This is a genomic window from Streptomyces sp. NPDC013157 (assembly GCF_042899865.1).
Taxonomy (GTDB): Bacteria; Actinomycetota; Actinomycetes; order Streptomycetales; family Streptomycetaceae; genus Streptomyces.
In genome coordinates this window covers 126,965-149,357 of the sequence record NZ_JBIBAK010000023.1, presented here as the reverse complement: position 1 = coordinate 149,357, position 22,393 = coordinate 126,965, and the positions used below count along the sequence as shown (strand labels likewise).

19 protein-coding genes are annotated in these 22,393 nt (G+C 70.5%); 12 read left to right on the top strand and 7 right to left on the bottom strand.

Annotated elements, in window-relative coordinates:
* The 3 genes from ACFY6U_RS46445 to glgB all read left to right on the top strand — a co-directional run.
* On the top strand, window positions 1–246 hold a 246-nt coding region (locus tag ACFY6U_RS46445; protein ID WP_390048348.1), incomplete at its 5' end, for an alpha-glucosidase C-terminal domain-containing protein.
* 228 nt (window positions 247–474) lie between these two features.
* Window positions 475–1,845 (top strand): maltokinase, encoded by a 1,371-nt coding sequence (locus ACFY6U_RS46440; protein WP_390048347.1) that lies wholly within the window; start codon window positions 475–477, stop codon window positions 1,843–1,845.
* Window positions 1,846–1,863: 18 nt separating this feature from the next.
* Window positions 1,864–4,044: a 1,4-alpha-glucan branching enzyme gene (glgB, locus tag ACFY6U_RS46435; RefSeq protein WP_390048345.1), complete on the top strand. Its 2,181-nt coding sequence runs from the start codon at window positions 1,864–1,866 to the stop codon at window positions 4,042–4,044.
* Here glgB and ACFY6U_RS46430 read toward each other — a convergent pair.
* The 5 genes from ACFY6U_RS46430 to ACFY6U_RS46410 all read right to left on the bottom strand — a co-directional run bounded on the left by ACFY6U_RS46430 (window position 4,019) and on the right by ACFY6U_RS46410 (window position 9,721).
* Window positions 4,019–6,289 carry a HelD family protein gene (locus ACFY6U_RS46430; RefSeq protein ID WP_390048344.1) on the bottom strand — a complete coding sequence of 757 codons (2,271 nt, stop codon included), beginning with the start codon at window positions 6,287–6,289 and terminating at the stop codon, window positions 4,019–4,021. The genes glgB and ACFY6U_RS46430 overlap by 26 nt on opposite strands.
* A gap of 149 nt (window positions 6,290–6,438) precedes the next feature.
* On the bottom strand, window positions 6,439–6,786 hold the full coding sequence (locus tag ACFY6U_RS46425; protein ID WP_390048342.1) for a thioredoxin family protein: 348 nt from the start codon (window positions 6,784–6,786) through the stop codon (window positions 6,439–6,441).
* Entirely contained in the window at window positions 6,783–7,247 is a 465-nt protein-coding gene (locus tag ACFY6U_RS46420) for a MerR family transcriptional regulator (RefSeq protein ID WP_390048340.1), read from the bottom strand. Before ACFY6U_RS46420 ends, ACFY6U_RS46425 begins: the two co-directional genes overlap by 4 nt.
* Before the next feature lie 29 nt (window positions 7,248–7,276).
* On the bottom strand, window positions 7,277–8,050 hold the full coding sequence (locus ACFY6U_RS46415; RefSeq protein WP_351494436.1) for a DUF2127 domain-containing protein: 774 nt from the start codon (window positions 8,048–8,050) through the stop codon (window positions 7,277–7,279).
* Window positions 8,051–8,338: 288 nt separating this feature from the next.
* Window positions 8,339–9,721: a cation:dicarboxylate symporter family transporter gene (locus ACFY6U_RS46410; RefSeq protein WP_390048338.1), complete on the bottom strand. Its 1,383-nt coding sequence runs from the start codon at window positions 9,719–9,721 to the stop codon at window positions 8,339–8,341.
* A gap of 151 nt (window positions 9,722–9,872) precedes the next feature.
* Between ACFY6U_RS46410 and ACFY6U_RS46405 the strand changes: the two genes are divergently transcribed.
* Together ACFY6U_RS46405 and ACFY6U_RS46400 are read left to right on the top strand one after the other, a co-directional pair.
* On the top strand, window positions 9,873–11,498 hold the full coding sequence (locus tag ACFY6U_RS46405) for an ATP-binding protein (RefSeq protein WP_390048336.1): 1,626 nt from the start codon (window positions 9,873–9,875) through the stop codon (window positions 11,496–11,498).
* Window positions 11,495–12,181, top strand: coding sequence for a response regulator (locus ACFY6U_RS46400; RefSeq protein WP_390048334.1), 687 nt, complete (start codon window positions 11,495–11,497; stop codon window positions 12,179–12,181). The genes ACFY6U_RS46405 and ACFY6U_RS46400 overlap by 4 nt, the downstream gene beginning before the upstream one ends.
* A 73-nt stretch (window positions 12,182–12,254) precedes the next feature.
* Here the strand turns inward: ACFY6U_RS46400 and ACFY6U_RS46395 are convergent, their stop codons facing one another.
* On the bottom strand, window positions 12,255–12,815 hold the full coding sequence (locus tag ACFY6U_RS46395; protein ID WP_390048333.1) for a hypothetical protein: 561 nt from the start codon (window positions 12,813–12,815) through the stop codon (window positions 12,255–12,257).
* 228 nt (window positions 12,816–13,043) lie between these two features.
* Here ACFY6U_RS46395 and ACFY6U_RS46390 point away from each other — a divergent pair, with 228 nt between their 5' ends.
* The 5 genes from ACFY6U_RS46390 (at window position 13,044) to ACFY6U_RS46370 (ending at window position 17,656) form a co-directional block, all read left to right on the top strand.
* Window positions 13,044–13,610, top strand: coding sequence for a GNAT family N-acetyltransferase (locus ACFY6U_RS46390; RefSeq protein WP_390048331.1), 567 nt, complete (start codon window positions 13,044–13,046; stop codon window positions 13,608–13,610).
* Between the two features lie 168 nt (window positions 13,611–13,778).
* The gene (locus ACFY6U_RS46385) at window positions 13,779–15,146 is read left to right on the top strand and encodes an extracellular solute-binding protein (protein ID WP_390048329.1); all 1,368 of its coding nucleotides are present in this window, start codon (window positions 13,779–13,781) and stop codon (window positions 15,144–15,146) included.
* Window positions 15,143–16,003, top strand: coding sequence for a carbohydrate ABC transporter permease (locus ACFY6U_RS46380; RefSeq protein WP_390048327.1), 861 nt, complete (start codon window positions 15,143–15,145; stop codon window positions 16,001–16,003). The genes ACFY6U_RS46385 and ACFY6U_RS46380 overlap by 4 nt, the downstream gene beginning before the upstream one ends.
* Before the next feature lie 8 nt (window positions 16,004–16,011).
* Entirely contained in the window at window positions 16,012–16,842 is an 831-nt protein-coding gene (locus tag ACFY6U_RS46375) for a carbohydrate ABC transporter permease (protein WP_390048325.1), read from the top strand.
* A gap of 91 nt (window positions 16,843–16,933) precedes the next feature.
* Window positions 16,934–17,656: an XRE family transcriptional regulator gene (locus tag ACFY6U_RS46370; protein ID WP_390048323.1), complete on the top strand. Its 723-nt coding sequence runs from the start codon at window positions 16,934–16,936 to the stop codon at window positions 17,654–17,656.
* A 91-nt stretch (window positions 17,657–17,747) separates the two neighbouring features.
* Here the strand turns inward: ACFY6U_RS46370 and ACFY6U_RS46365 are convergent, their stop codons facing one another.
* Window positions 17,748–18,773 (bottom strand): ATP-dependent 6-phosphofructokinase, encoded by a 1,026-nt coding sequence (locus ACFY6U_RS46365; RefSeq protein WP_390048321.1) that lies wholly within the window; start codon window positions 18,771–18,773, stop codon window positions 17,748–17,750.
* A gap of 200 nt (window positions 18,774–18,973) precedes the next feature.
* On the opposite strand from ACFY6U_RS46365, the gene pta reads away from it, so the two are divergent.
* Both pta and ACFY6U_RS46355 read left to right on the top strand, forming a co-directional pair.
* Complete coding sequence (pta, locus tag ACFY6U_RS46360; RefSeq protein ID WP_390048319.1) at window positions 18,974–21,100, top strand: phosphate acetyltransferase; 2,127 nt, start codon at window positions 18,974–18,976, stop codon at window positions 21,098–21,100.
* The gene (locus ACFY6U_RS46355; RefSeq protein ID WP_390048317.1) at window positions 21,097–22,332 is read left to right on the top strand and encodes an acetate kinase; all 1,236 of its coding nucleotides are present in this window, start codon (window positions 21,097–21,099) and stop codon (window positions 22,330–22,332) included. Before pta ends, ACFY6U_RS46355 begins: the two co-directional genes overlap by 4 nt.
* Window positions 22,333–22,393: the final 61 nt, after the last annotated feature.

The following is a 22,393-nucleotide window of genomic DNA, read 5'->3' as shown; positions in this document are numbered from 1 at the left end:
CTGCAGTCCTCCAACCCGGCGGTGATCGCGTTCCTGCGCGAGTACGAGGACGACCTGGTCCTCTGCGTGCACAACTTCTCCCGCTTCGCCCAGCCGACGGAACTGGACCTCAGGCGCTTCAACGGCCGGCACCCGGTGGAGCTGTTCGGCGGGGTGCGCTTCCCGGCGGTCGGCGAACTGCCGTACCTGCTCACCCTGGCCGGGCACGGCTTCTACTGGTTCCGGCTGCGCGCGGAGACGGCCTAGCCGGCGGACCTGGTGGTGAGCACCCCGTAAGGGGCGCGAGGCGGTATCGGACATGCGGCTGCCGCCGCGTGGGCGCGACCGGCCCCCACCGGCCCGCAGCCGAAGAACCGCACACCCAGCGGAGCGCTCAGACACAGTCCACCCCGGGCGGCGGCGGTTGGTTTCCTCCGGCCCGCCCGGGGCACGCATCACTAACGCCCCCGACGACCGGGGAAAGGACGTACCGCCATGGCGGAAACGGTCAGCCCCTCCACTCCCGCTCTCCTCGCCTCGCTCGACCCCCTGCTGCGCGAGTGGCTGCCCCGGCAGCGCTGGTTCGCCGGCAAGGGATCCCCGGTCACCGGCTTCTCCCCGGTGGCCGAGACCGAACTCCTGCCCTCGGACGGCCGGCTGGGCCTGCACCACCTGCTGGTCCGCGCCCACCAGCCGCCCGCCCCCGCCGAGGCCGGCGACTGCTACCAGCTCCTCATAGGCGTGCGCGAGGCGCTGCCACCCCGGCTGGCGCCCGCGCTGATCGGACACCTGGCCGACGGCCCGCTGGCCGGGCACACGGTCTACGACGCCCTGTACGACCCCCGGCCCGCCGAGCTCCTCCTGGAGGCCCTGCGCAGCCGGGCCCGCATCGGCGATCTGCGCTTCGAGCGCGAGCCGGGCCGGGAGATACGCGAGGGCCTGGTGGCCCGGCTGCTGACCGGCGAGCAGTCCAACTCCTCGGTCGTCTACGGAGATACGTTCATCCTGAAGCTGTTGCGCCGGGTCGTGCCCGGTGTCAACCCCGACCTGGAGATACCCCTGGCCCTGGCCCGCGAGGGCTGCGCCCGGGTGCCCGCCCCGACGGCCTGGCTGCGGGCGGAGCTGGGCGGGGAACCCTATGTGCTGGGCGTCCTCCAGCCCTTCGTGCGCGGCGCCACCGACGGCTGGGAGCTGGCCCTGCGCGAGCTGGCCAAGGGCGGGGACTTCACGGCCGAGGCGCGGGCGCTGGGGCGGGCCACCGCCGAGGTGCACACGGCGCTGTCCCGGGCGCTGCCGACCGCCACCCTCGGGCACAGGCAACTGGAGTCGCAGGTCGCGGGCATGACCGAGCGGCTGGCAGCGGCCGTGCAGGCGGTGCCCGCGCTGCGGCCGTACGAGGACGGGCTGCGGTCCGCCTACACCGCGCTGGCGGACCTGGCCGCCGAGGGCCACACCTGGACCGCCCAGCGGGTCCACGGCGACCTGCACCTGGGGCAGTGCCTGCGGGCGCCGTCCGGTCAGTGGTCGCTGATCGACTTCGAGGGGGAGCCGGCCCGCCCGCTGGCGGAGCGCCGGATGCCGCAGCCGCCGGTGCGGGACATCGCCGGGATGCTGCGCTCCTTCGACTACGCGGCCCACTCGGTGACCCCCGCGGCCCCCGACTGGGCGCGCGGGTGCCGGGCCGCCTACTGTGCCGGCTACGCCGAGATCACCGGCGCCGACCCGCGCACCGACCCCGTCCTGCTGCGGGCCTACGAGACCGACAAGGCCGTCTACGAGGTCGTCTACGAGGCCCGGCACCGCCCCGACTGGCTGCCCGTCCCGCTGTCGGCCGTGCACCGCCTGGCCACCCCCGACCCGACCTGATCCCCGGGAGACGCGTCCGTGACCTCCAAGAACCCCGTGTCCGTAGCCGCCGGCGACCGTGAGCGGCTGCTGCACGGCACCCACCACGACCCGCACTCGGTGCTGGGCGCGCATCCGGTCCCGGGCGGGATCGCCGTCCGCGCGTTCCGCCCGTACGCCCGCACGGTGACGGCCGTCGCGGGCAGTGCTCTGCGGGCCGAACTGCACGACGACGGCGAAGGCTTCTTCTCCGGCCTGCTCCCCCTCTCCGACGTGCCGGTCTACCGGCTGCTGGTGGAGTACGACGGGACGGTCCAGGAGACGGAGGACGCGTACCGCTTCCTGCCCGCCCTCGGCGACCTGGACCTGCACCTGATCGGCGAGGGCCGGCACGAGCGGCTGTGGGAGGCGCTCGGCGCGCATCCGGCCGTCCACCAGGGCGTGCCGGGCACCCGGTTCACGGTGTGGGCGCCGAACGCGCGGGGTGTGCGGGTGGCCGGCGGTTTCAACTTCTGGGACGGGACCGGGTTCCCGATGCGCTCGCTCGGCTCCTCGGGGATCTGGGAGCTGTTCCTGCCGGGCATCGGCGAGGGCGAGCTGTACAAGTTCGAGATCACCCGTCCGGACGGCTCCCGGACGCTGCGGGCGGATCCGATGGCCCGGCGTACCGAGGTGCCGCCGAACACGTCGTCGATCGTCCACGCGTCCCGCCACGAGTGGTCCGACGCGGAGTGGATGGCGCACCGCGGCGACACCCCCGTGCACGAGGCGCCGTTCTCGGTGTACGAGGTGCACCTGCCGTCCTGGCGCCCCGGCCTGAATTACCGGCAGCTGGCCGAGGAACTGCCCGCCTACGTCGGCGACCTGGGCTTCACGCACGTGGAGCTGATGCCGGTCGCCGAGCACCCCTTCGGCGGCTCCTGGGGCTACCAGGTCACCGGCTTCTACGCGCCGACCTCCCGGCTCGGCACCCCCGACGACTTCAAGTTCCTGGTCGACGCCCTGCACCGGGCGGGCATCGGCGTCCTGATGGACTGGGTGCCGGCGCACTTCCCGCGGGACGACTGGGCGCTCGCGGAGTTCGACGGCCGCCCGCTGTACGAGCACGCGGATCCGCTGCGGGCCGCGCATCCCGACTGGGGCACCCTGGAGTTCGACTTCGGCCGTCGCGAGGTGCGCAACTTCCTGGTGGCGAACGCCGTGTACTGGTGCGAGGAGTTCCACATCGACGGCCTGCGCGTGGACGCGGTCGCCTCGATGCTCTACCTCGACTACTCGCGCGAGCCGGGCCAGTGGACGCCGAACGAGCACGGCGGCCGAGAGAACCTGGACGCGGTGGCGTTCCTCCAGGAGATGAACGCGACCGTCTACCGCCGGTCCCCGGGCGTGGTCACGATCGCCGAGGAGTCGACGGCCTGGGAGGGCGTGACCCGCCCCACGGACAGCGGTGGTCTCGGCTTCGGCCTGAAGTGGAACATGGGCTGGATGCACGACTCGCTGGAGTACATGTCCCACGAGCCCGTCCACCGCAGGTACCACCACCACGAGATGACCTTCTCGATGGTGTACGCGTACAGCGAGAACTACGTCCTGCCCATCTCCCACGACGAGGTCGTGCACGGCAAGCGCTCGCTCGTCTCCAAGATGCCCGGCGACTGGTGGCAGCAGCGCGCCGACGACCGCGCGTATCTGGCCTTCATGTGGGCCCACCCGGGCAAGCAGTTGCTCTTCATGGGGCAGGAGTTCGCGCAGGGCTCGGAGTGGTCGGAGGCGCACGGCCCGGACTGGTGGCTGCTCGACCCGGAGTACGGCGCGGCGGCCGACCACCGGGGCGTACGGGACCTGGTCCGCGACCTCAACTCGGTGTACCGGGCGACCCCGGCCCTGTGGCAGCGGGACACGGCACCCGCCGGTTTCCAGTGGATCGTGGGGGACGCGGCGGAGGACAACGTCTTCGCGTTCCTCCGCCTGGACGCCGAGGGCACGCCGCTCCTCGCCGTCTCCAACCTCTCCCCCGTGGTCCGCGACTACCGCCTGGGCGTCCCGGAGGAGGTCCCCGCCTGGCACGAGACCCTCAACACCGACCTGGCCCGCTACGGCGGCAGCGACGTCACCAACCCCGACCCGGTCAAACCGGAGCCCCAGGGCAGCCACGGCCGCCCCGCGAGCATCCGGCTGACCCTGCCGCCGCTGGCTACGGTGTGGCTGCGGCCTGCCTGAGCCCCTCCGGCAGGCCGCCGGTGTGCAGCACCCCCAGCCGCTGGGTGGCCCGGGTCAGGGCCACGTACAGGTCGCTGGTGCCGTAGCGGTCCGGTTCCACCACCAGGACGGAGTCGAATTCGAGCCCCTTGGCCTGGCGCGCGTCGAGCAGGACGACGGTCCGCGTCAGGTCGGGGTCGGTGCCGGCCGTGACGCCGTCCAGGCGGGCGGCGAGGGTGCGGTGCAGGTCGCGCGGGGCGATCACGGCCAGGCGGCCCTCCGCCGGGGTGAGTTCGGCGACCGCCTTCCCGACGGCGCCCGGGAGGTCGTCGTACGCCTGCCGGATCCACGGCCGTACGCCCGTCGAGCGGACCGAGCTCGGGGGCTCGAAGTCCGGGTGCTCGGCGCGGACCACGGCCGCCGCGAGGTCCATGATCTCGGACGGGGTGCGGTAGTTGACGCCGAGGCGGGTGTGCTCCCAGCGGTCCTCCACGTAGGGCTGGAGGATGTCCGCCCACGAGCCGACGCCGGCCGCCTCCGCGGTCTGGGCCGGGTCGCCGACCAGGGTCATGGACCGGGTCGGGCTGCGGCGCATCAGCAGGCGCCAGGCCATCGGCGACAGCTCCTGCGCCTCGTCCACGATGATGTGCCCGAACGCCCAGGTACGGTCGGCCGCGGCCCGCTCGGCCGCGCTGCGGAAGTCCTCCTCCTCCTGGCGCTCGGCGAACCGCTCGGCGTCGATGATGTCGTGCGCGGACAGCACCTCGGAGGCCTCGGGGTCGCTGTCCTCCTTGTCGTCGAACTCGTAGGTGCGGGAGGCGTAGGAGACGTCGAGGACGCCCTGGGCGTAGGCGATCTGGGTCTCGCGCTCCCGCTCGGCGCGGGCCCGCGCGACCCGCTCGTCCACGCCGAGGAGCTCCGCCGCCTCGTCGAGGAGGGGCACGTCCGAGACCGTCCAGGTCCGGGTCACCGGGCGGCGGACCGCGGCCGCGTCCTCGTCGCTCAGGTATCCCTCGGGTCCGGCGAGGAAGTCGGCGACCAGACGCTGCGGGGTCAGCCGCGGCCACAGCTGGTCGATGGCGGACCAGACCTCGGGGTTCTCGGCGAGTTCGTCGCGGATCTGGGTGATGTCGGAGGGGTCGAGCAGGCTGCTGCCGTCGAAGGGGTCGGTGCCCACGCGTTCGGCGTAGAGGTCGGTGAGGGTGTTGAGGATGTGGCCCTCGAAGTGCTCACGGGCCACGTTGTGCGGGAGCCGGGCGGCGCGGGTGCGTTCGCGGGCCATGTTCACCAGGCCGTCGTCGAGCATCAGCACCTCGCGGTCGTGCTCGACGGTGAGGACGGGGTCGGGCAGCGCCTGCCGGTCGCGTACGACGGCGGCGAGCACGTCGGCCATGTCGGCGCGGCCCTTCACGGCGGCCGCCTCGGGGGTGTCCGCGGCCGTCGCCTTCACGCCGGGGAACAGCTCGCCGACCGTCGCCAGCAGCACACCCGTCTCGCCCAACGAGGGCAGCACCTCGCCGATGTAGCCGAGGAAGGCGGGGTTCGGGCCGACGATCAGGACGGCCCGCTTGGCGAGCAGTTCCCGGTACTCGTAGAGGAGGAAGGCGGCGCGGTGCAGCGCGACCGCCGTCTTTCCCGTGCCCGGGCCGCCCTCGACCACCAGGACCCCGCGGTAGGGCGCCCGGATGATCTCGTCCTGCTCGGCCTGGATGGTCTGCACGATGTCGGTCATCCGGCCGGTGCGGGCCGAGTTGAGCGCGGCGAGCAGCACCGCGTCGCCCGACGGGTCCTCGTGGCCGGTGCGCTCCCGGTCGCCGAGGTCCAGGATCTCGTCGTGCAGGGCGGCGACCCGGCGGCCGTCGGTGGCGATGTGCCGGCGGCGCCGCAGGCCCATCGGGGTGTGGCCGGTGGCCAGGTAGAAGGGGCGGGCGACCTCGGCACGCCAGTCGACGAGGACCGGGGTGCGCTCGGCGTCGTCCAGCCGCAGCCCGATCCGCCCGATGTGGTGCTTCGTACCGGAGGTCAGGTCGATGCGGCCGAAGCACAGCGAGCCGTCCACGGCGTTCAGCGCGGCGAGCAGCCCGGAGCGCTCGGCGACCAGGATGTCCCGCTCCAGGCGGGCCTGCATCGGCTTGTCGCCGAGGGCGAGGGCGTCCGCGACCGAGTCCTCGGTGTCGCCGCGCAGGGCGTCCACCCGCGCGTACAGTCCGTCGATGAATTCCTGCTCCTGGCGCAATTCATCGTCCGGAAATTCGGTGTTTGACAATTCCACTCCAGCCCGGATATACTGTGCCCACTGAACTTCTCCGCGACTTCCTCGACTTCGCCTCGACCTGAAGTCGCGAACTCTTGAATATACGCAAGGAAATCCCCCGGACGCAATTGTCCGGGGGATTCTTCGTATTACCGGCCGGTTCAGCGCAGCACGTCGGGCAGTGCGTCCGACAGCTCCTCCATCAGCCGCCGCCTGGGCCGGGCGCCCACCATCGACCGCACCGGCTCACCGTCCCGGAACACCATGAACGTCGGCATCGACAGCACCTTGTACGCGTTCGTCGTCTCCGGATTGGTGTCCACGTCCAGCTGCACCACCTTCAGCCGCTCGCCCTCCTCCGCCGCGAGGGCCGTGAGCACCGGGCCCATCTGCCGGCACGGCGGGCACCAGTCGGCGGTGAACTCCACCAGCACCGGCAACTCCGCCCCGATCACCTCCGCCGCGAAGTCCGCGTCCGTCACCTCGGCCACACCAGCCGCCTTGATCATCGTCCGGTCCCTCCCAGTTCACAGGTCGGCTCCGGACCCCCCGGAACCAGCGCCTCGACGGCCAGCACTCCCCCACTCTCGGCCTCGCCCGAGCGGGGGGACCCCCATCGCGCCCGCTCGGCCCGCTCCAGCCGGGCGCCGACCTGTGCCCGCACGGCCTGCAACTCGCCGATCAGCGAGTCCAGCTCCGCCAGCTTGCGCCGGTAGACCGCGAGCGACGCCGGACAGGTGTCGCCCTCCGGGTGCCCGGCCCGCAGGCACTCCACGAACGGCCGGGTCTCCTCCAGCTCGAACCCGACGTCCTGCAGCGTCCGGATCTGCGTGAGCAGCCGCAGATCGTTCTCGTCGTAGGTCCGATGCCCGTTCCCGGCCCGCCGCGCGGGCAGCAGCCCGCGCGCCTCGTAGTACCGAAGGGCCCGCGTGGTGGTCCCGGCCCGTGCGGCCAGCTCGCCGATTCGCATGCCTACGACCGTAGGACCTGACGCCGACGTCAAGGCAAGCTCGGCTCGACCCCCGCGGACTCCTCGACCTCCAGCAGCGAGGCGCTCTGCCGCTCCTCGTCGAAGGCCCTGCGCCCGCCGCGCAGCCCGAACAGCCGCTTGGCGAGGGCGATGTAGAGCACGGCGAGGATGTTCAGCACCAGGGTCGCGATCTTCAGGTAGCTGACCTTCTCGGTGAGTTCCCAGATCTCCAGCGGCAGGAAGGCGGCGGTGGCGACGACCGTCAGATACTCGGCCCACCGCTTGGCGTACCAGAGCCCGACCGCCTCGACGAGTTCGATCAGCGCGTACGCCAGCAGCAGTCCGGCCACCAGCAGCAGCGTGGAGTGCTTGTAACCGAAGGCCTTCTGGATGGACCCGACGACCGGCGAATGGTCGAGGTCGTAGTGGAAGTGCCTGAAGACCGGCCGGAACGTGTCCAGGTACTCGTTGAAGAGCCTGCGCACCGCGTCCTGGCTGTTGCTGAACTTCCACACCGCGACCGCGACCAGCACGATGAACACCCCGCGCACGGCCCGCTCGATCGCCAGGAAGCGCAGGATGAACAGGTCCCGCAGCACCTTCCCGCGCGGCACCAGCGGGGCTTCCGCCGCCGGTCCCGAGCCGTGCGGCTCGCCGAGCACGAAGTCGCCGCACCGCAGACACCGCCAGGTCTCCCCGACCGCGGTCTGCGCGTGCAGCCGCACCCGCAGCCTCGGATCGTCCGGGGCATAGGTCACATGCCCCTTGCGTGCGCAGTGCCGACGGTCCCAGTCGATCGCCATCCCCCGTGCCTCCATATACCGACGTGCCGTTCCCGTTGGGCAGGAACGGCACGTTAGTGGATACGGCCGACAGGCGGCACCGAGGGGGTGGACCGGGCGGCTGGGCAACGGGGGGAGTTCCCGGCCGCCCGGAGAACGATGGCCGGACGGCCGGCCCGGGTTCAGGCCGAGCCGGACGTCCGGCAGCTTGCGTGGCGCCCCCTAAGGGGCGCCGGGTACCCCGGCCGAAGGCTGGGGGAGGAACTGCGCGACCAGCCCCCACTCCCACCCGCACCCGACGACGGCGCACTACGCCTTCGCCAGCTCCTCCCGCTGCTCGGGAAGGTCCGGCGAAACCACCGGCTCCCCTTCATCCAGCAGCGTCTTCTCGTCGAACGGCAGCTCCCCCGCCAGCACCTGCCGCACCCGCGCCTTGTCGATCTCCTTGGTCCAGGTGCCGATCAGGACGGTCGCGACCGCGTTGCCGGCGAAGTTGGTCAGCGCACGGGCCTCGCTCATGAACCGGTCGATGCCGACGATCAGACCGACCCCGTCCACCAGCGCGGGCTTGTGCGACTGCAGACCGCCGGCCAGCGTGGCGAGACCGGCGCCGCTGACACCCGCCGCGCCCTTCGAGGCCAGCAGCAGGAAGAGCAGCAGCGGAATCTGCTCGCCGACCGACATCGGCGTACCGAGGGCGTCCGCGATGTACAGCGACGCCATGGTCATGTAGATCATGGTGCCGTCGAGGTTGAAGGAGTACCCGGTCGGGACGGTGATACCGACGACCGGCTTGCTGATCCCCAGGTGCTCCATCTTCGCGATGAGCCGCGGCAGCGCGGACTCGGAGGAGGAGGTGGAGAGGATCAGCAGGAACTCGCGGGCGAGGTACTTGAACAGCAGGAAGATGTTGAGCCCGGTGACGAGCCGCAGCACCGTGCCCAGCACCACGAAGACGAAGAGCACACAGGTGACGTAGAAGCCGAGCATCAGCACGGCGAGGCTCTTGAGCGCGTCGATCCCGGCGGACCCGACGACGGCCGCGATGGCACCGAACGCACCGATCGGCGCGGCCCACATGATCATGCCGAGGATGCGGAAGACGAGCCGCTGGATGTGCTCGACACCACGCAGCACCGGCTGTCCGGCCGAACCCATGGCCTGCAGCGCGAACCCGGCGAGCAGCGCGATCAGCAGCGTCTGCAGCACCTGGCCCTCGGTGAAGGCGGAGACGAACGTGGTCGGGATGATCGACAGTACGAAGTCGACACCGCCGAGCGCCTCGGAGTCCACCTGGGCGTGCCCGGTGGCCTTGAGGGCGTTGGTGATGTGCAGCCCGTCACCGGGGTGCAGGATGTTGCCGACGACGAGGCCGATGGTGAGCGCGACCAGCGACATCACCAGGAAGTAGCCGAGCGCGATGCCACCGACGGCACCGACCTTCGCGGCCTTTCGTACGGACCCGATCCCGAGCACGATCGTGCAGAAGATGATCGGCGAGATCATCATCTTGATCAGGTTGACGAAGCCGGTCCCGAGCGGCTTCAGCTCGACGCCGGCGTCGGGCCAGACGAGCCCCACGACGATGCCGAGGGCCACCGCGGCGATCACGGCGATGTACAGGTAATGGGTGCGGTCCCGCTTCACAGCGGGTGCGGCAGGTGCCGTATCGGGGGTGCTGGCTGCGGCCACGGCTGCCCTCCTTGACGTCTTCGTCGGTACCACCGGCGTGCGGCTCACGTCCGGGCGATGTGGGGGATGCCGTGACTATCTCCCGTTCTGTGAGGGCGGTCACCCTTCCGTTCATTTAGTTCGCACGTAACCCGGGGGGCACACTGCTGACATGCGTTTTCCGTCCGCTCCCCGCCCCCGCAGCCTGGCCGGCCAGCTGTTCGCCATGCAGGCCGTGCTGATAGCGGTCGTGGTCGCCGGTTACGCGCTGTTCACGTACGTCAGCGACCGCCACCAGGCGGAGGAGGCGGCGACCCGGCAGGCGACGGCGGTGGCCCGGTCGGTCGCCGACGCCCCCTCCGTCCGCGCGGCGATCCACACCGCGAACCCCACGGCCGAGCTCCAGCCGTACGCCCTTCAGGTGATGCGCGACACCGAGGTCGACTTCATCACGATCATGACGCCGGACGGCATCCGCTGGACCCACCCCGACCGGAACCAGATCGGCAAGCACTACCTCGGCCACATCGAGGCGGCCCAGCAGGGCCACACCTACAGCGAGACCTACAAGGGCACCCTCGGCGCCTCCGTGCGCACGGTGACCCCGGTGGAGGAGAACGGCCGGGTGATCGGCCTGGTGAGCGCCGGCATCAAGGTGGAGGCGATCAGCCAGCGGGTCCAGGAACAGGTGACGGCGCTGCTCGGGGTGGCGGCGAGCGCGCTGCTGCTGGGCGCGCTGGGCACGTACGTCATCAACGCGCGCCTGCGCCGCCACACCCACGGCATGAACGCCGCCGAGCTGAGCCACATGCACGACTACCACCAGGCGGCGCTGCACGCGGTGCGCGAGGGGTTGCTGATGCTGGACGGCCAGTACCGGGTGGCGCTGATCAACGACGGGGGGCGGGAGCTGCTGGGGGTGGGCGCCGAGGGGGACGTGGTCGGGCGGTCGGTGGCGGAGCTGGGCCTGCCGGCACCGCTGACCGGTGCACTGCTGGCCTCCGAGCCCCGGGTGGACGAGGTGCACCTGACGGCGGACCGGGTCCTGGTGGTGAACACGTCCCCGGTGTCGGGCGGCGAGCGGCGCGGCACCGTGGTCACCCTCCGGGATGTCACCGAACTCCAGTCCCTGATGGGCGAGCTGGACTCGGAACGAGGCTTCACGCAGGCGCTGCGCTCGCAGGCGCACGAGGCGGCGAACCGCCTGCACACGGTGGTGTCGCTCATCGAACTGGGCCGGGCGGAGGAGGCGGTGGACTTCGCGACGGCGGAGCTGGAGCTGGCTCAGGCGCTGACCGACCAGGTGGTGGCCGCGGTCAGCGAACCGGTCCTCGCCGCCCTGCTGCTGGGCAAGACCGCGCAGGCGAACGAGCGGGGCGTGGAGCTGGTGGTCTCGGACGAGAGCCGGCTGGATGACGGTTTGCTACCGGAGAGCCTGTCGGCGCGCGATCTGGTCACCATCCTCGGCAACCTGATCGACAACGCGGTGGACGCGGCCCAGGGGACGGTACGGGCCCGCGTGACGGTGACCGCGTACGCGGAGGACGCCGAGTTGGTGATGCGGGTGACGGACACGGGCGCGGGGGTCGACCCCGCCCACGCCGAGCTGGTCTTCCAACGCGGCTTCTCGACGAAGCCGGCGGGACCGGGCGGACGGGGGCTGGGGCTGGCCCTGGTACGGCAGGCGGTCGTACGACTGGACGGCACCCTGACGGTGACGGAGGCCCCGGAGGGCGGAGCGGTGTTCGAGGTACGGCTGCCGTTGCGGGCGTCGGTGACGGGAGGCGGGGCCGGATGACCGGGGAGCCGATCAGAGTCCTGGTCGTCGAGGACGACCCGGTGGCCGCGGACGCGCATGTCATGTACGTGGGCCGGGTGCCGGGGTTCGTGGCGGTGGGCAAGGCGCACACGGGGGCGGAGGCGCGGCGGATCCTGGACCGTACGCCGGTGGACCTGCTCCTGCTGGACCTGCACCTGCCGGACGTACACGGCCTGCAGTTCGCGCGGTCGCTGCGGGCGGCGGGGCATCAGGCGGACGTCATAGCGGTGACGTCGGCCCGGGACCTGGCGGTGGTCCGGGAGGGCGTCTCGCTGGGCGTGGTCCAGTACGTCCTGAAGCCGTTCACCTTCGCGACCCTCCGCGACCGGCTGACCCGGTACGCGGAGTTCCGGGCGGCGGCGGGCGAGGCCAGCGGCCAGGACGAGGTGGACCGGGCCCTGGCGGCGCTACGGGCGCCTTCGCCCGCGGCACTCCCGAAGGGGTTGAGCGCGCCGACGCTGGAACGGGTGACGGTCGCGCTGCGCGAGTCGGAGGAGGGGCTGACCGCGGCGGCGCTGGCGGAGAGCGTGGGGATCTCCCGGATCACGGCCCGGCGGTATCTGGAGCACCTGGTGGAGGCGGGGCAGGCGGGGCGGAGCCCGTTGTACGGGCAGGTGGGGAGGCCGGAGTTGGTTTATCGGTGGGGGCGGCAGCGCGGGTGAAGACCTCGGTGGCCCCGAGGCGGTGATCCCGCATCGTCGCCGCGCGGTTCGACTTCACCACGGCACCGAGTCGTCAGAGGGGAGTCTGCGTCGGTCTGACCGGCCTCATGTACAGCAGGACCTGCACCCCGAGCCCCACCACGACCATCGCCTCCAGCACCGACAACCCGACCAGCGCCCCGCCCCCGTCCCCGCCCGCCCAGAACACCACCAGCGCGGCCAGCGGCACCGCGCAGAACGCGGTCAGGTCGATCACGGCCTGGATCGTCTTGCGGGTCCGTCGCCGAACGTCGGTCCGGTGGTACGCCTCCCAGCCGAAGGTACTGAAATCCCCGTCCCGAGAAGCCAGTTGAGCGAGCCTCGGGCCCAACTCGTCCCGCACGTAGAGCCCGATCGCCGAGATCTTCTCGTCGTTGACCAGATACGTCCACCCGAGCACGACACACACCGGCGGCAACGCGAGCAGCATCGACGGCTGCTTCGCCTGCGCCGCAGCCGCGATGACGGCGGCCACCACCCCGAGCGTCACGTACAGCAGGTTGTCCCGGAACCCGATCCGCGCCTTCTGCTCGTCCTTGACCGTCTGGTACTCGGCGAGCAGCAACTGCCCGACGGTGATTCCCTGCTCCGGCATGCGAGTCCCTCCCCCGACGCCCCGGTCATCGCCCCGTAGCGTCGCACACATTCGGCGATCTCCGGTTGTCACGCCACTGGGCGGAATCTCTCTGTCAGGGCACTACGTTCGAAGCCGGAGGCGGTGCTGTTCGTGGGCGTCGCGGGAAGCCGGAAAGCCGACATCGGCATCGGCATCGGCATCGGAGAGCCAGTCCTGGGTGAGCCCCCGATCGATTAGGGTTGCGCGATGTTCACAGGAAAACTGGTACGACTGCGCGCATTGCGCTCGGAAGACTCCGAACACCACTTCCGGTGGCGCAATGACTCAGAGGTGGTGCGCTGGGCTGCAGGCGGAGACCCCTTGTTCGGCCCGGTCACGGCGGAAGCGATCCAGATCGGCTTCGACACCATGCTGCGGCTGGTGCCCAGGGAGTCAGCCGTGTTCACGGTCGAGGAGCTGGCGGGCGGGACGGTGATAGGCATGGTCGACTACCGGGATCTCGACCCCTACACCGGAGTGGCCACACTCGGAGTCACCATCGGCGAGCGGGAGTTCTGGGGCCGCGGCCACGGCAGCGACGCGCTGCGGCTGCTCGTGGACCACCTGTTCGGCGCGTACTGCCTGAACCGGCTTGAGCTGGACACCTGGAGCGGCAACGAGCGCGCCGTGCGCGCCTTCACCAGGCTGGGCTTCCGCGAGGAAGGCCGCCGCCGGTCGGCCGTGCTGGTGCAGGGTGAGCGGTACGACCGCGTGCTCTTTGGAATGCTCCGCGAGGAGTGGGAGAACCCGCATGAGGTCGTCACGCCCGTGTAGGGGTCGTTGGCGGAGACAAGAACGAGGAAGCCCGAGATCGTTGCGGGTCCGGACCGGGTAACCCCCGCACACTCATTGACCTGACTAGACCACTCCACTTACCTTCACCGGGCAGACAGAGACGAACCCCCAGGCCACAGTGCAGTGGCCGCCGAGGAGGTCGTGCCCGTGCGCCCCACCGCCGTCAGCATCGTTGCCCTCGCCGTCGTCACAGCCGCCGCCTCGCTCACCGCGTGCGGCGGCGGATCCGGAAGCAGTCCGGACACCGTGAAGGTCTCCTTCAAGCAGTCGATGGACAACTCCGTCAAAGTGACGGACACCTATCTCGCGGACATCAAGAAGCAGTTCGAGAAGGAGTACCCGGGGAAGAAGGTCGAGCTCGTTCCCATCAAGGCCTCGGACGCGGACTACTACACCAAGCTCCAGCAGATGCTCAGGTCCCCGCGCACCGCTCCCGACCTCGTCTACGAGGACACCTTCCTCATCAACTCCGACATCACCAGCGGGTACCTGAAGCCCCTCGACTCCTACCTGGCCAAGTGGAAGGACTGGGGGCAGTTCATCGACACCGCGAAGTCGGCGGCCCGGGGCGAGGACGGGAAGACGTACGGGGTGCCGGACGGGACCGACACCCGCGGACTCTGGTTCGACAAGCGGGTGTTCGCGAAGGCCGGGCTGCCCACCGACTGGCAGCCCAAGAACTGGGACGACGTGCTCGCCGCCGCCCGGACGATAAAGAAGAAGGTCCCCGGCGTCACGCCGCTCAACGTGTACACCGGCAAGGCCGCCGGTGAGACCGCCAGCATGCAGGGCTTCGAGATGCTGCTGTACGGCACCGACGACGGGACCGGTGACCCGCTCTACGACAAGGCGAGCAAGAAGTGGATCGCCGGGAGCCAGGGGTTCAAGGACGCGCTGTCGTTCGTCGAGACCGTGTACAAGGACAAGCTCGGGCCGGACGTCTCCGACGCGCTCGACCCCAACTACCGGAACACCGTCTGGGGTGAACTCATGCCCCAGGGCAAGCTGGGCATCAACCTCGACGGGTCCTGGCTGCCCCAGAACTGGCTCCAGGGCAGCGGGCACGAGTGGCCCGACTGGTCGAAGGAGCTCGGGCTCGCCTACATGCCCACCCAGCACGGGCAGGCCCCGGGCAAGGTGAGCATGTCCGGCGGCTGGACCTGGGCCGTCCCCGCCAAGGCCGGCAACCCGGACCTCGCCTTCGACTTCATCAAGACCATGCAGACCAAGGCGAACGCCCAGAAGTGGTACATCGCCAACTCCGGGATCGCGGTGCGGAAGGACGTCGCGAGCGACCCGTCGTACGCGTCCGCCCAGCCCGGCATCAAGTTCTTCACCGATCTCGTCGCCAGGACGCACTACCGGCCCGCCTACACGGCCTACCCGAAGGTCTCCACCGCCATCCAGGAGGCCATGGAGAGCGTGACCACCGGCGACGCGTCGGTCGACAAGGCGGCGAGTACCTACGACTCGAACCTCAAGGACGTCACCGACGGCCAAGTGGTCACCCGGTGACCACCCGTCGCATCGCCCGCTCTCTCCCACTCACCCCCGCCCTGGTCCTGATCCTCCTGTTCCTGGGCGGGCCGATCGTCTACTGCGCCTGGATCGCCTTCACCGACCTCCAGCTCACCGGGCAGGCCCACTCCTCGTTCGTCGGTTTCGCCAACTTCCGCAGGGCGTTCCGCGACGACGCCTTCCTGAACGCCGTCTGGCTGACCCTCGTCTTCACCGTGCTGTCCTCGCTCGTCGGGCAGAACACGCTGGGCCTCGCGCTCGCCGCGCTGATGCGGCGGGCGTCGAAGCCGGTGCGGACGCTCACCGGCGGGATCGTGATCACGGCGTGGGTGCTGCCGGAGGTCGTCGCCGGGTTCCTGCTGTACGCGTTCTTCCGGCGGGAGGGCACGCTCAACGCCATCCTCGACCTCCTCCATCTGCCGTCCCAGAACTGGCTGTTCACGCTTCCGATCCTGGCGGTGTCGTTCGCCAACGTGTGGCGGGGCACGGCCTTCTCGATGCTGGTCTACTCCGCCGCGCTCGACGAGATACCCCATGAGATCGAGGAGTCGGCGGAGGTGGACGGCGCCGGCGGCTGGCGGCGCATGTGGCACATCACGCTCCCCATGATCCGGCGGTCCATCGGGACGAATCTGATGCTCAACACCCTCCAGACGCTCTCCGTCTTCGGACTGATCTGGGTGATGACCCGGGGCGGGCCCGGCGACAAGAGCCAGACGCTGCCCCTCTTCATGTACGAACAGGCCTTCCAGAACAGCATGATCGGGTACGGGACCGCGGTCGCCCTGCTCCTTCTCCTGGTCGGTTCGCTCTTCTCCGTCGTCTACATGCGACTGCTGCGCACGGAGGTGTGAACCAGAACATGCCCCGCCGTCAACGCCGTTCCCACCGGCTCGCCGCCGACCTCGGGCTGCTCATCGTGGCCGCCGCCTTCGTGCTCCCGCTCGCCTGGGTGGTCCTCTCCGCGGTCGATCCGCACGCCGGCCTGCGGGTCAGGACCCCGGACGGGTTCACCTTCGGGAACTTCGACGCCATCCTCACCCCGGAGATCACCTACACCCCGCTGCTCAACAGCCTGATCCTGTGCGGCGGTGCCACCGCGCTCACCGTGGTCTGCGCCGCCCTCGCCGCCTACCCGCTCTCCCGCTACCGCTCCCGGTTCAACCGGCCGTTCCTGCTGTCCATCCTGTTCGCGACGAGCCTGCCGATCACCGCGATCATGGTGCCGGTGTACGCGCTGTTCGTACGGATCAACCTCATCGACACCATGCAGGGCACGATCCTGTTCTTCGCCGCCTCCCAGCTCCCCTTCGCCATCTGGCTGATGAAGAACTTCATGGACGGCGTCCCGAAAGAGCTGGAGGAGGCGGCCTGGACGGACGGGGCCAACTCCGCGCAGTCGCTGGTGCGCATCGTCCTGCCGCTGATGGGACCCGGTCTCGCCGTCGTCACCGTCTTCGCCTTCGTGATGATGTGGGGCAACTTCTTCGTCCCGTTCATGCTGCTGCTCTCGCCGGACCAGATGCCCGCCTCGGTCAGCATCAACGACTTCTTCGGCAACCGCGGCATGGTGGCCTACGGCCAGCTCGCCGCCTTCTCCGTCATCTACTCGACGCCGGTGATCCTGCTGTACGTGCTGGTCGCGCGCCGGCTGGGAGGCGGGTTCGCACTGGGCGGGGCCGTCAAGGGATGAACAGGTAAGGTCCGCCCGTGAATCCGTACGTTCCCACAATCCGTGTTCCTGGCCGAACGGACCGTAGTCAGTGCTGCCGGGCACCTCTACCTTGTCGGCTGTGCGCCGACCCCCAGCTCTGCCGAACCAGCCAGGTCCTCCCTTCAACGCGCCCGCCGCCCGCAGACTCCGTGCCGCTCTCGGCATGGGTCCGGAACACGTGGCCCACGATCTGCGGGCCTCGTACGGGCTGCCGTACGCCACGCCCGATCTCGTACGTGCCTGGGAGCGCGGGGCGCTGATCCCCAGCAGTCCCGAACTCACCGCGCTGGCGGGCGTGTTGTGGTGCACGCCGGGTGAACTGATCGGACGCCCGCGCACCCTGCGCGAACACCGGATCGCCCGCGGGCTGGCGCCCGAGGACGTGGCCCTGGCGGTCGGCCTCGACCTGCTCGCCTATCTCGCGATGGAGGAGGACGAGGACTGGCAGGGCACGGAACGGCAGTCCACCGTCCTGGCCGAGACCCTCCGCCTGTCCTTGCCGGACTTCGTCACCGTCACCGGCAAGGAGGAGAAACTGGCGGAGCTGCTGCGCAACGCGGTCACCACGCGCTGGCAGGCCTACGTCCGCCAGGTGAGCAAACTGCTCCCCCTGGACAAACGCCTGGTCGAGGACACGCTGCGCGAACTGCACGAGGACTACCAGGGCCGGATGACGGCAACCCTGGCCTGGGGCAACATCCCGACATCGGAGTCAGCCGAGGACAAGGGCAAGGACTTGCTGGCGGGGATCGTCGGCCACTTCTGGAACAGAGTCGAGGACAAGCACCCCTGAAAGGGGCGTTGGGGTACCGCCGGCCGAAGGCTGGGGGAGGAACTGCGCGACCAGCCCCCACCGGCCCGCGGCCCGAAACGAAACCCCAGCCCTAGAAGACGGACTCGGCCTCGTCCATCCGATCCTTCGGCACCCTCTTCAACTCGGTCACCGCCTCCGCCAACGGCACCATCTCGATGTTCGTCCCCCGCAGCGCCGTCATCCTCCCGAAGTCGCCCCGGTGCGCCGCCTCCACCGCATGCCACCCGAACCGCGTCGCGAGGACGCGGTCGTAGGCCGTCGGCGTGCCGCCCCGCTGGACGTGTCCGAGGATGACCGGCTTGGCCTCCTTGCCGAGCCGCCGCTCCAGCTCGTACGCCAGGGCCGTGCCGATGCCCTGGAAGCGCTCGTGGCCGTACTGGTCGATCTCGCCCTTGCCGTAGTCCATCGTGCCGTCGGCGGGATGGGCGCCCTCCGCCACGCACACCACGGCGAACTTCTTGCCGCGGGCGAAGCGCTCCTCGACCATCTTGACCAGGTCGGCGGGGTCGAAGGGCCGCTCGGGGAGGCAGATGCCATGGGCGCCGGCCGCCATCCCGGACTCCAGGGCGATCCAGCCCGCGTGCCGGCCCATGACCTCGACCACCATCACCCGCTGGTGGGACTCGGCGGTGGTCTTCAGCCGGTCCATCGCCTCCGTGGCGACGCCCACCGCGGTGTCGAAGCCGAAGGTGCGGTCGGTGGAGGAGATGTCGTTGTCGATGGTCTTCGGGACGCCGACGACCGGCAGGCCCGCGTCGGACAGCATGCGCGCCGCGGTCAGCGTGCCCTCGCCGCCGATCGGGATCAGCGCGTCGATGCCGAACTCCTCGACCATGTCGGTGGCCCGGTCGCACGCCTCGCGCAGCCGGTCCCGCTCCAGCCGCGACGAACCCAGGATCGTGCCGCCGAGGGACAGGATGCCGCCGACCGCGTCCAGGTCGAGGGTGCGGTAGTGGCCGTCGAGCAGACCCCGGAAGCCGTCCTCGAAACCGATGACCTCGTCGTCGTACTGGGCGACAGCCCGATGCACCACCGATCGGATGACGGCGTTCAGGCCGGGGCAGTCGCCGCCTGCGGTGAGAACTCCGATGCGCATGGTGCTGTGTCTCCTGCTCGCTGTCGTTACCGGTGAGCCGATCCGATTGTTTCATGACACGCGGGGCGGTGAAATCCTGACGGGCGCCTTATCCGGCGCCGGGGGTACTGTCAAGGGGGTTCCGCTCACCCCGGTGGGCGATTTTCGTGCGGCTACAGAGACGGCTGCCACAGAGACGGCTAGAGAGACGGAGTGCACACGTGACGCGCAGCGTGTACGTGACCGGGATCGACCGCGGCGACGGCCGTCAGGTCGTCGAACTGGGCGTGATGGAACTGCTCACCCGGCAGGTCGACCGGGTCGGTGTCTTCCGCCCCCTCGTCCACGACGGTCCCGACCGCCTCTTCGAGCTGCTGCGCGCGCGGTACCGCCTCTCCCAGGACCCGGCGACCGTCTACGGCATGGACTACCACGAGGCCTCCGCCCTCCAGGCCGAGCGGGGCGCCGACGAGCTGGTCTCCACCCTCGTCGACCGCTTCCACCTGGTCGCCCGTGACTACGACGTCGTCCTCGTCCTCGGCACCGACTACGCCGACACCCAGTTCCCGGACGAGCTGTCCCTCAACGCCCGGCTCGCCAACGAGTTCGGCGCCTCGGTGATCCCGGTGGTCGGCGGGCGTGACCAGAACGCGGAGTCGGTGCTGGCGGAGACCCGCAACGCGTTCCGGGCGTACGACGGTCTCGGCTGCGACGTGCTCGCGATGATCGCCAACCGGGTGGTCCGCGAGGACCGGGACGAGATATCCCGGCGCATCGACGGGCGGCTGCCGGTGCCGGTGTACGTGCTGCCGGACGAGCCCGCGCTGTCTGCGCCGACGGTCGCCCAGATCGCCCACGCGCTCGACGCGAAGGTGCTGCTCGGCGACGACTCGGGGCTGGCCCGGGACGCGCTGGACTTCGTCTTCGGCGGTGCGATGCTGCCGAGCTTCCTGCCCGCCCTGACCCCGGGCTGCCTGGTGGTCACCCCGGGCGACCGCGCGGACCTGGTCGTCGGCTCGCTGGCCGCGCACAGCGCCGGCACCCCGCCGATAGCCGGCGTGCTGCTCACCCTCGGCGAGCGGCCCGCCGACGAGATCCTCACCCTGGCCGCCCGGCTTGCCCCCGGCACCCCGGTGATGTCCGTGCCCGGCAACAGCTTCCCGACCGCCGCCCAGCTGTTCTCCCTGGAGGGCAAGCTGAACGCGGCCACCCCGCGCAAGGCGGAGACCGCGCTCGGCCTGTTCGAGCGGTACGTCGACACCGCGGGCCTCAACAAGCGGGTCTCGGCGCCGAGCACCGGCCGGCTCACCCCGATGATGTTCGAGCACAAGCTCCTGGAGCAGGCGCGCTCCGACAAGCGGCGGGTGGTGCTGCCGGAGGGGACAGAGGCGCGGGTGCTGCACGCTGCGGAGGTGCTGCTGCGCCGGGGGGTTTGTGACATCACCCTGCTCGGGCCCGTCGACCAGATCCGCAAGAAGGCCGCCGACCTCGGCATCGACCTCGGCGACGCCCAGCTGATCGACCCGGCCACCTCCGAACTGCGCGACGCCTTCGCCGAGCAGTACGCCCTGCTGCGCGCCCACAGGGGCGTGACGGTGGAGCTGGCGTACGACGTGGTCTCCGACGTCAACTACTTCGGCACCCTGATGGTGCAGGAGGGCCTCGCGGACGGCATGGTCTCGGGGTCCGTGCACTCCACGGCGGCGACCATCCGCCCGGCGTTCGAGATCATCAAGACCAGGCCGGGGTCGTCGATCGTCTCGTCCGTCTTCTTCATGTGCCTCGCCGACAAGGTGCTGGTCTACGGCGACTGCGCGGTGAACCCGGACCCGGACGCCGAGCAGCTCGCCGACATCGCCGTCCAGTCGGCGGGTACGGCCGCCCAGTTCGGTGTGGAGCCGCGGATCGCGATGCTGTCGTACTCGACGGGCACCTCGGGTTCGGGGGCGGACGTGGACAAGGTGCGGGAGGCGACCGGACTGGCGCGCTCGCGCAGGCCCGATCTGCTGATCGAGGGGCCGATCCAGTACGACGCGGCCGTGGAGCCGTCCGTGGCCGCCACCAAGCTGCCGGGTTCCGAGGTCGCCGGGCAGGCCAGCGTGCTGATCTTCCCGGACCTCAACACCGGCAACAACACCTACAAGGCCGTGCAGCGGTCGGCCGGCGCGATCGCCGTCGGGCCGGTGCTGCAGGGGCTGCGCAAGCCCGTCAACGACCTGTCCCGGGGCGCCCTCGTCCAGGACATCGTCAACACCGTCGCCATCACGGCGATCCAGGCCCAGAACCCGGACGAGTCCCCGGCCGAGCCCGCGGCCGCGTCCCCGAGCGAGAAGGCAACCGCCCAGTGAGCCCCAGTCCGACCCGTGTCCTCGTCCTCAACTCCGGTTCCTCGTCGGTGAAGTACCAGCTGCTGGACATGCGGGACAGCAGCCGGCTGGCGGTCGGTCTCGTCGAGCGGATCGGCGAGCAGACCTCACGGCTCAGGCACACCTGCCTGGACAGCGGTGTCACCCGCGAGGCCGTCGCGCCGATCGCCGACCACGAGGCCGCCCTGAAGGCCGTGGCGGAGGAGCTGACGAGGGACGGGCTCGGGCTCGACTCGCCGGAACTGGCCGCGATCGGGCACCGGGTGGTGCACGGCGGGATGTTCTTCACCGAGCCGACGGTGATCGACGACGCGGTGCTCGCCGAGATCGAGCGGCTGATCCCGGTCGCCCCGCTGCACAACCCGGCCAACCTGACCGGCATCCGCACCGCGCAGGCGCTGCGACCGGACCTGCCGCAGGTCGCCGTCTTCGACACGGCGTTCCACACGACGATGCCGGAGTCCGCGGCGCGGTACGCGATCGACCCGAAGCTCGCCGACCGGTACCGGATCCGCCGTTACGGCTTCCACGGCACCTCGCACGCGTACGTGTCCCGGGCGACCGCGAGACTGCTGGGAAGGACACCGGAAGAGGTGAACGTCATCGTGCTGCACCTCGGCAACGGGGCGTCCGCGTCGGCCGTCCGGGGCGGCCGGTGCGTGGACACCTCGATGGGCCTGACGCCTTTGGAGGGGCTGGTGATGGGAACCCGTTCCGGCGATCTGGACCCGGCCGTCATTTTCCATTTGGCGCGAGTTGGCGGAATGTCCATGGACGAGATCGACACTCTTCTCAACAAGAGGAGTGGTCTGTTCGGTCTGTGCGGTGACAACGACATGCGGGAGATCCGGCGCCGGATCGACGAGGGCGAGGAAGAGGCACAACTCGCCTTCGACATCTACATTCACCGCCTGAAGAAGTACATCGGCGCGTACTGCGCCGTCCTCGGCCGGGTCGACGCGGTGGCCTTCACCGCGGGCGTCGGCGAGAACGCGGCCCCGGTGCGGGAGGCGGCCATGGCGGGCCTGGAGGGGCTGGGGCTCGCGGTCGACCCGGAGCTGAACGCCGTACGGGCGGACGAGCCGCGGCTGATATCGCCGGCGGCCGCGCGGGTCGCGGTCGCCGTGGTGCCGACCGACGAGGAGCTGGAGATCGCCACCCAGACGTACGCGCTGGTGGGCACCGGATCGACGTCGGCCGGAAATAACAGCTGAGCACATTAGCGCCCATTTGTATCTTCCACCAGACGGAATATTCCGTAGCGAAACAAACCGA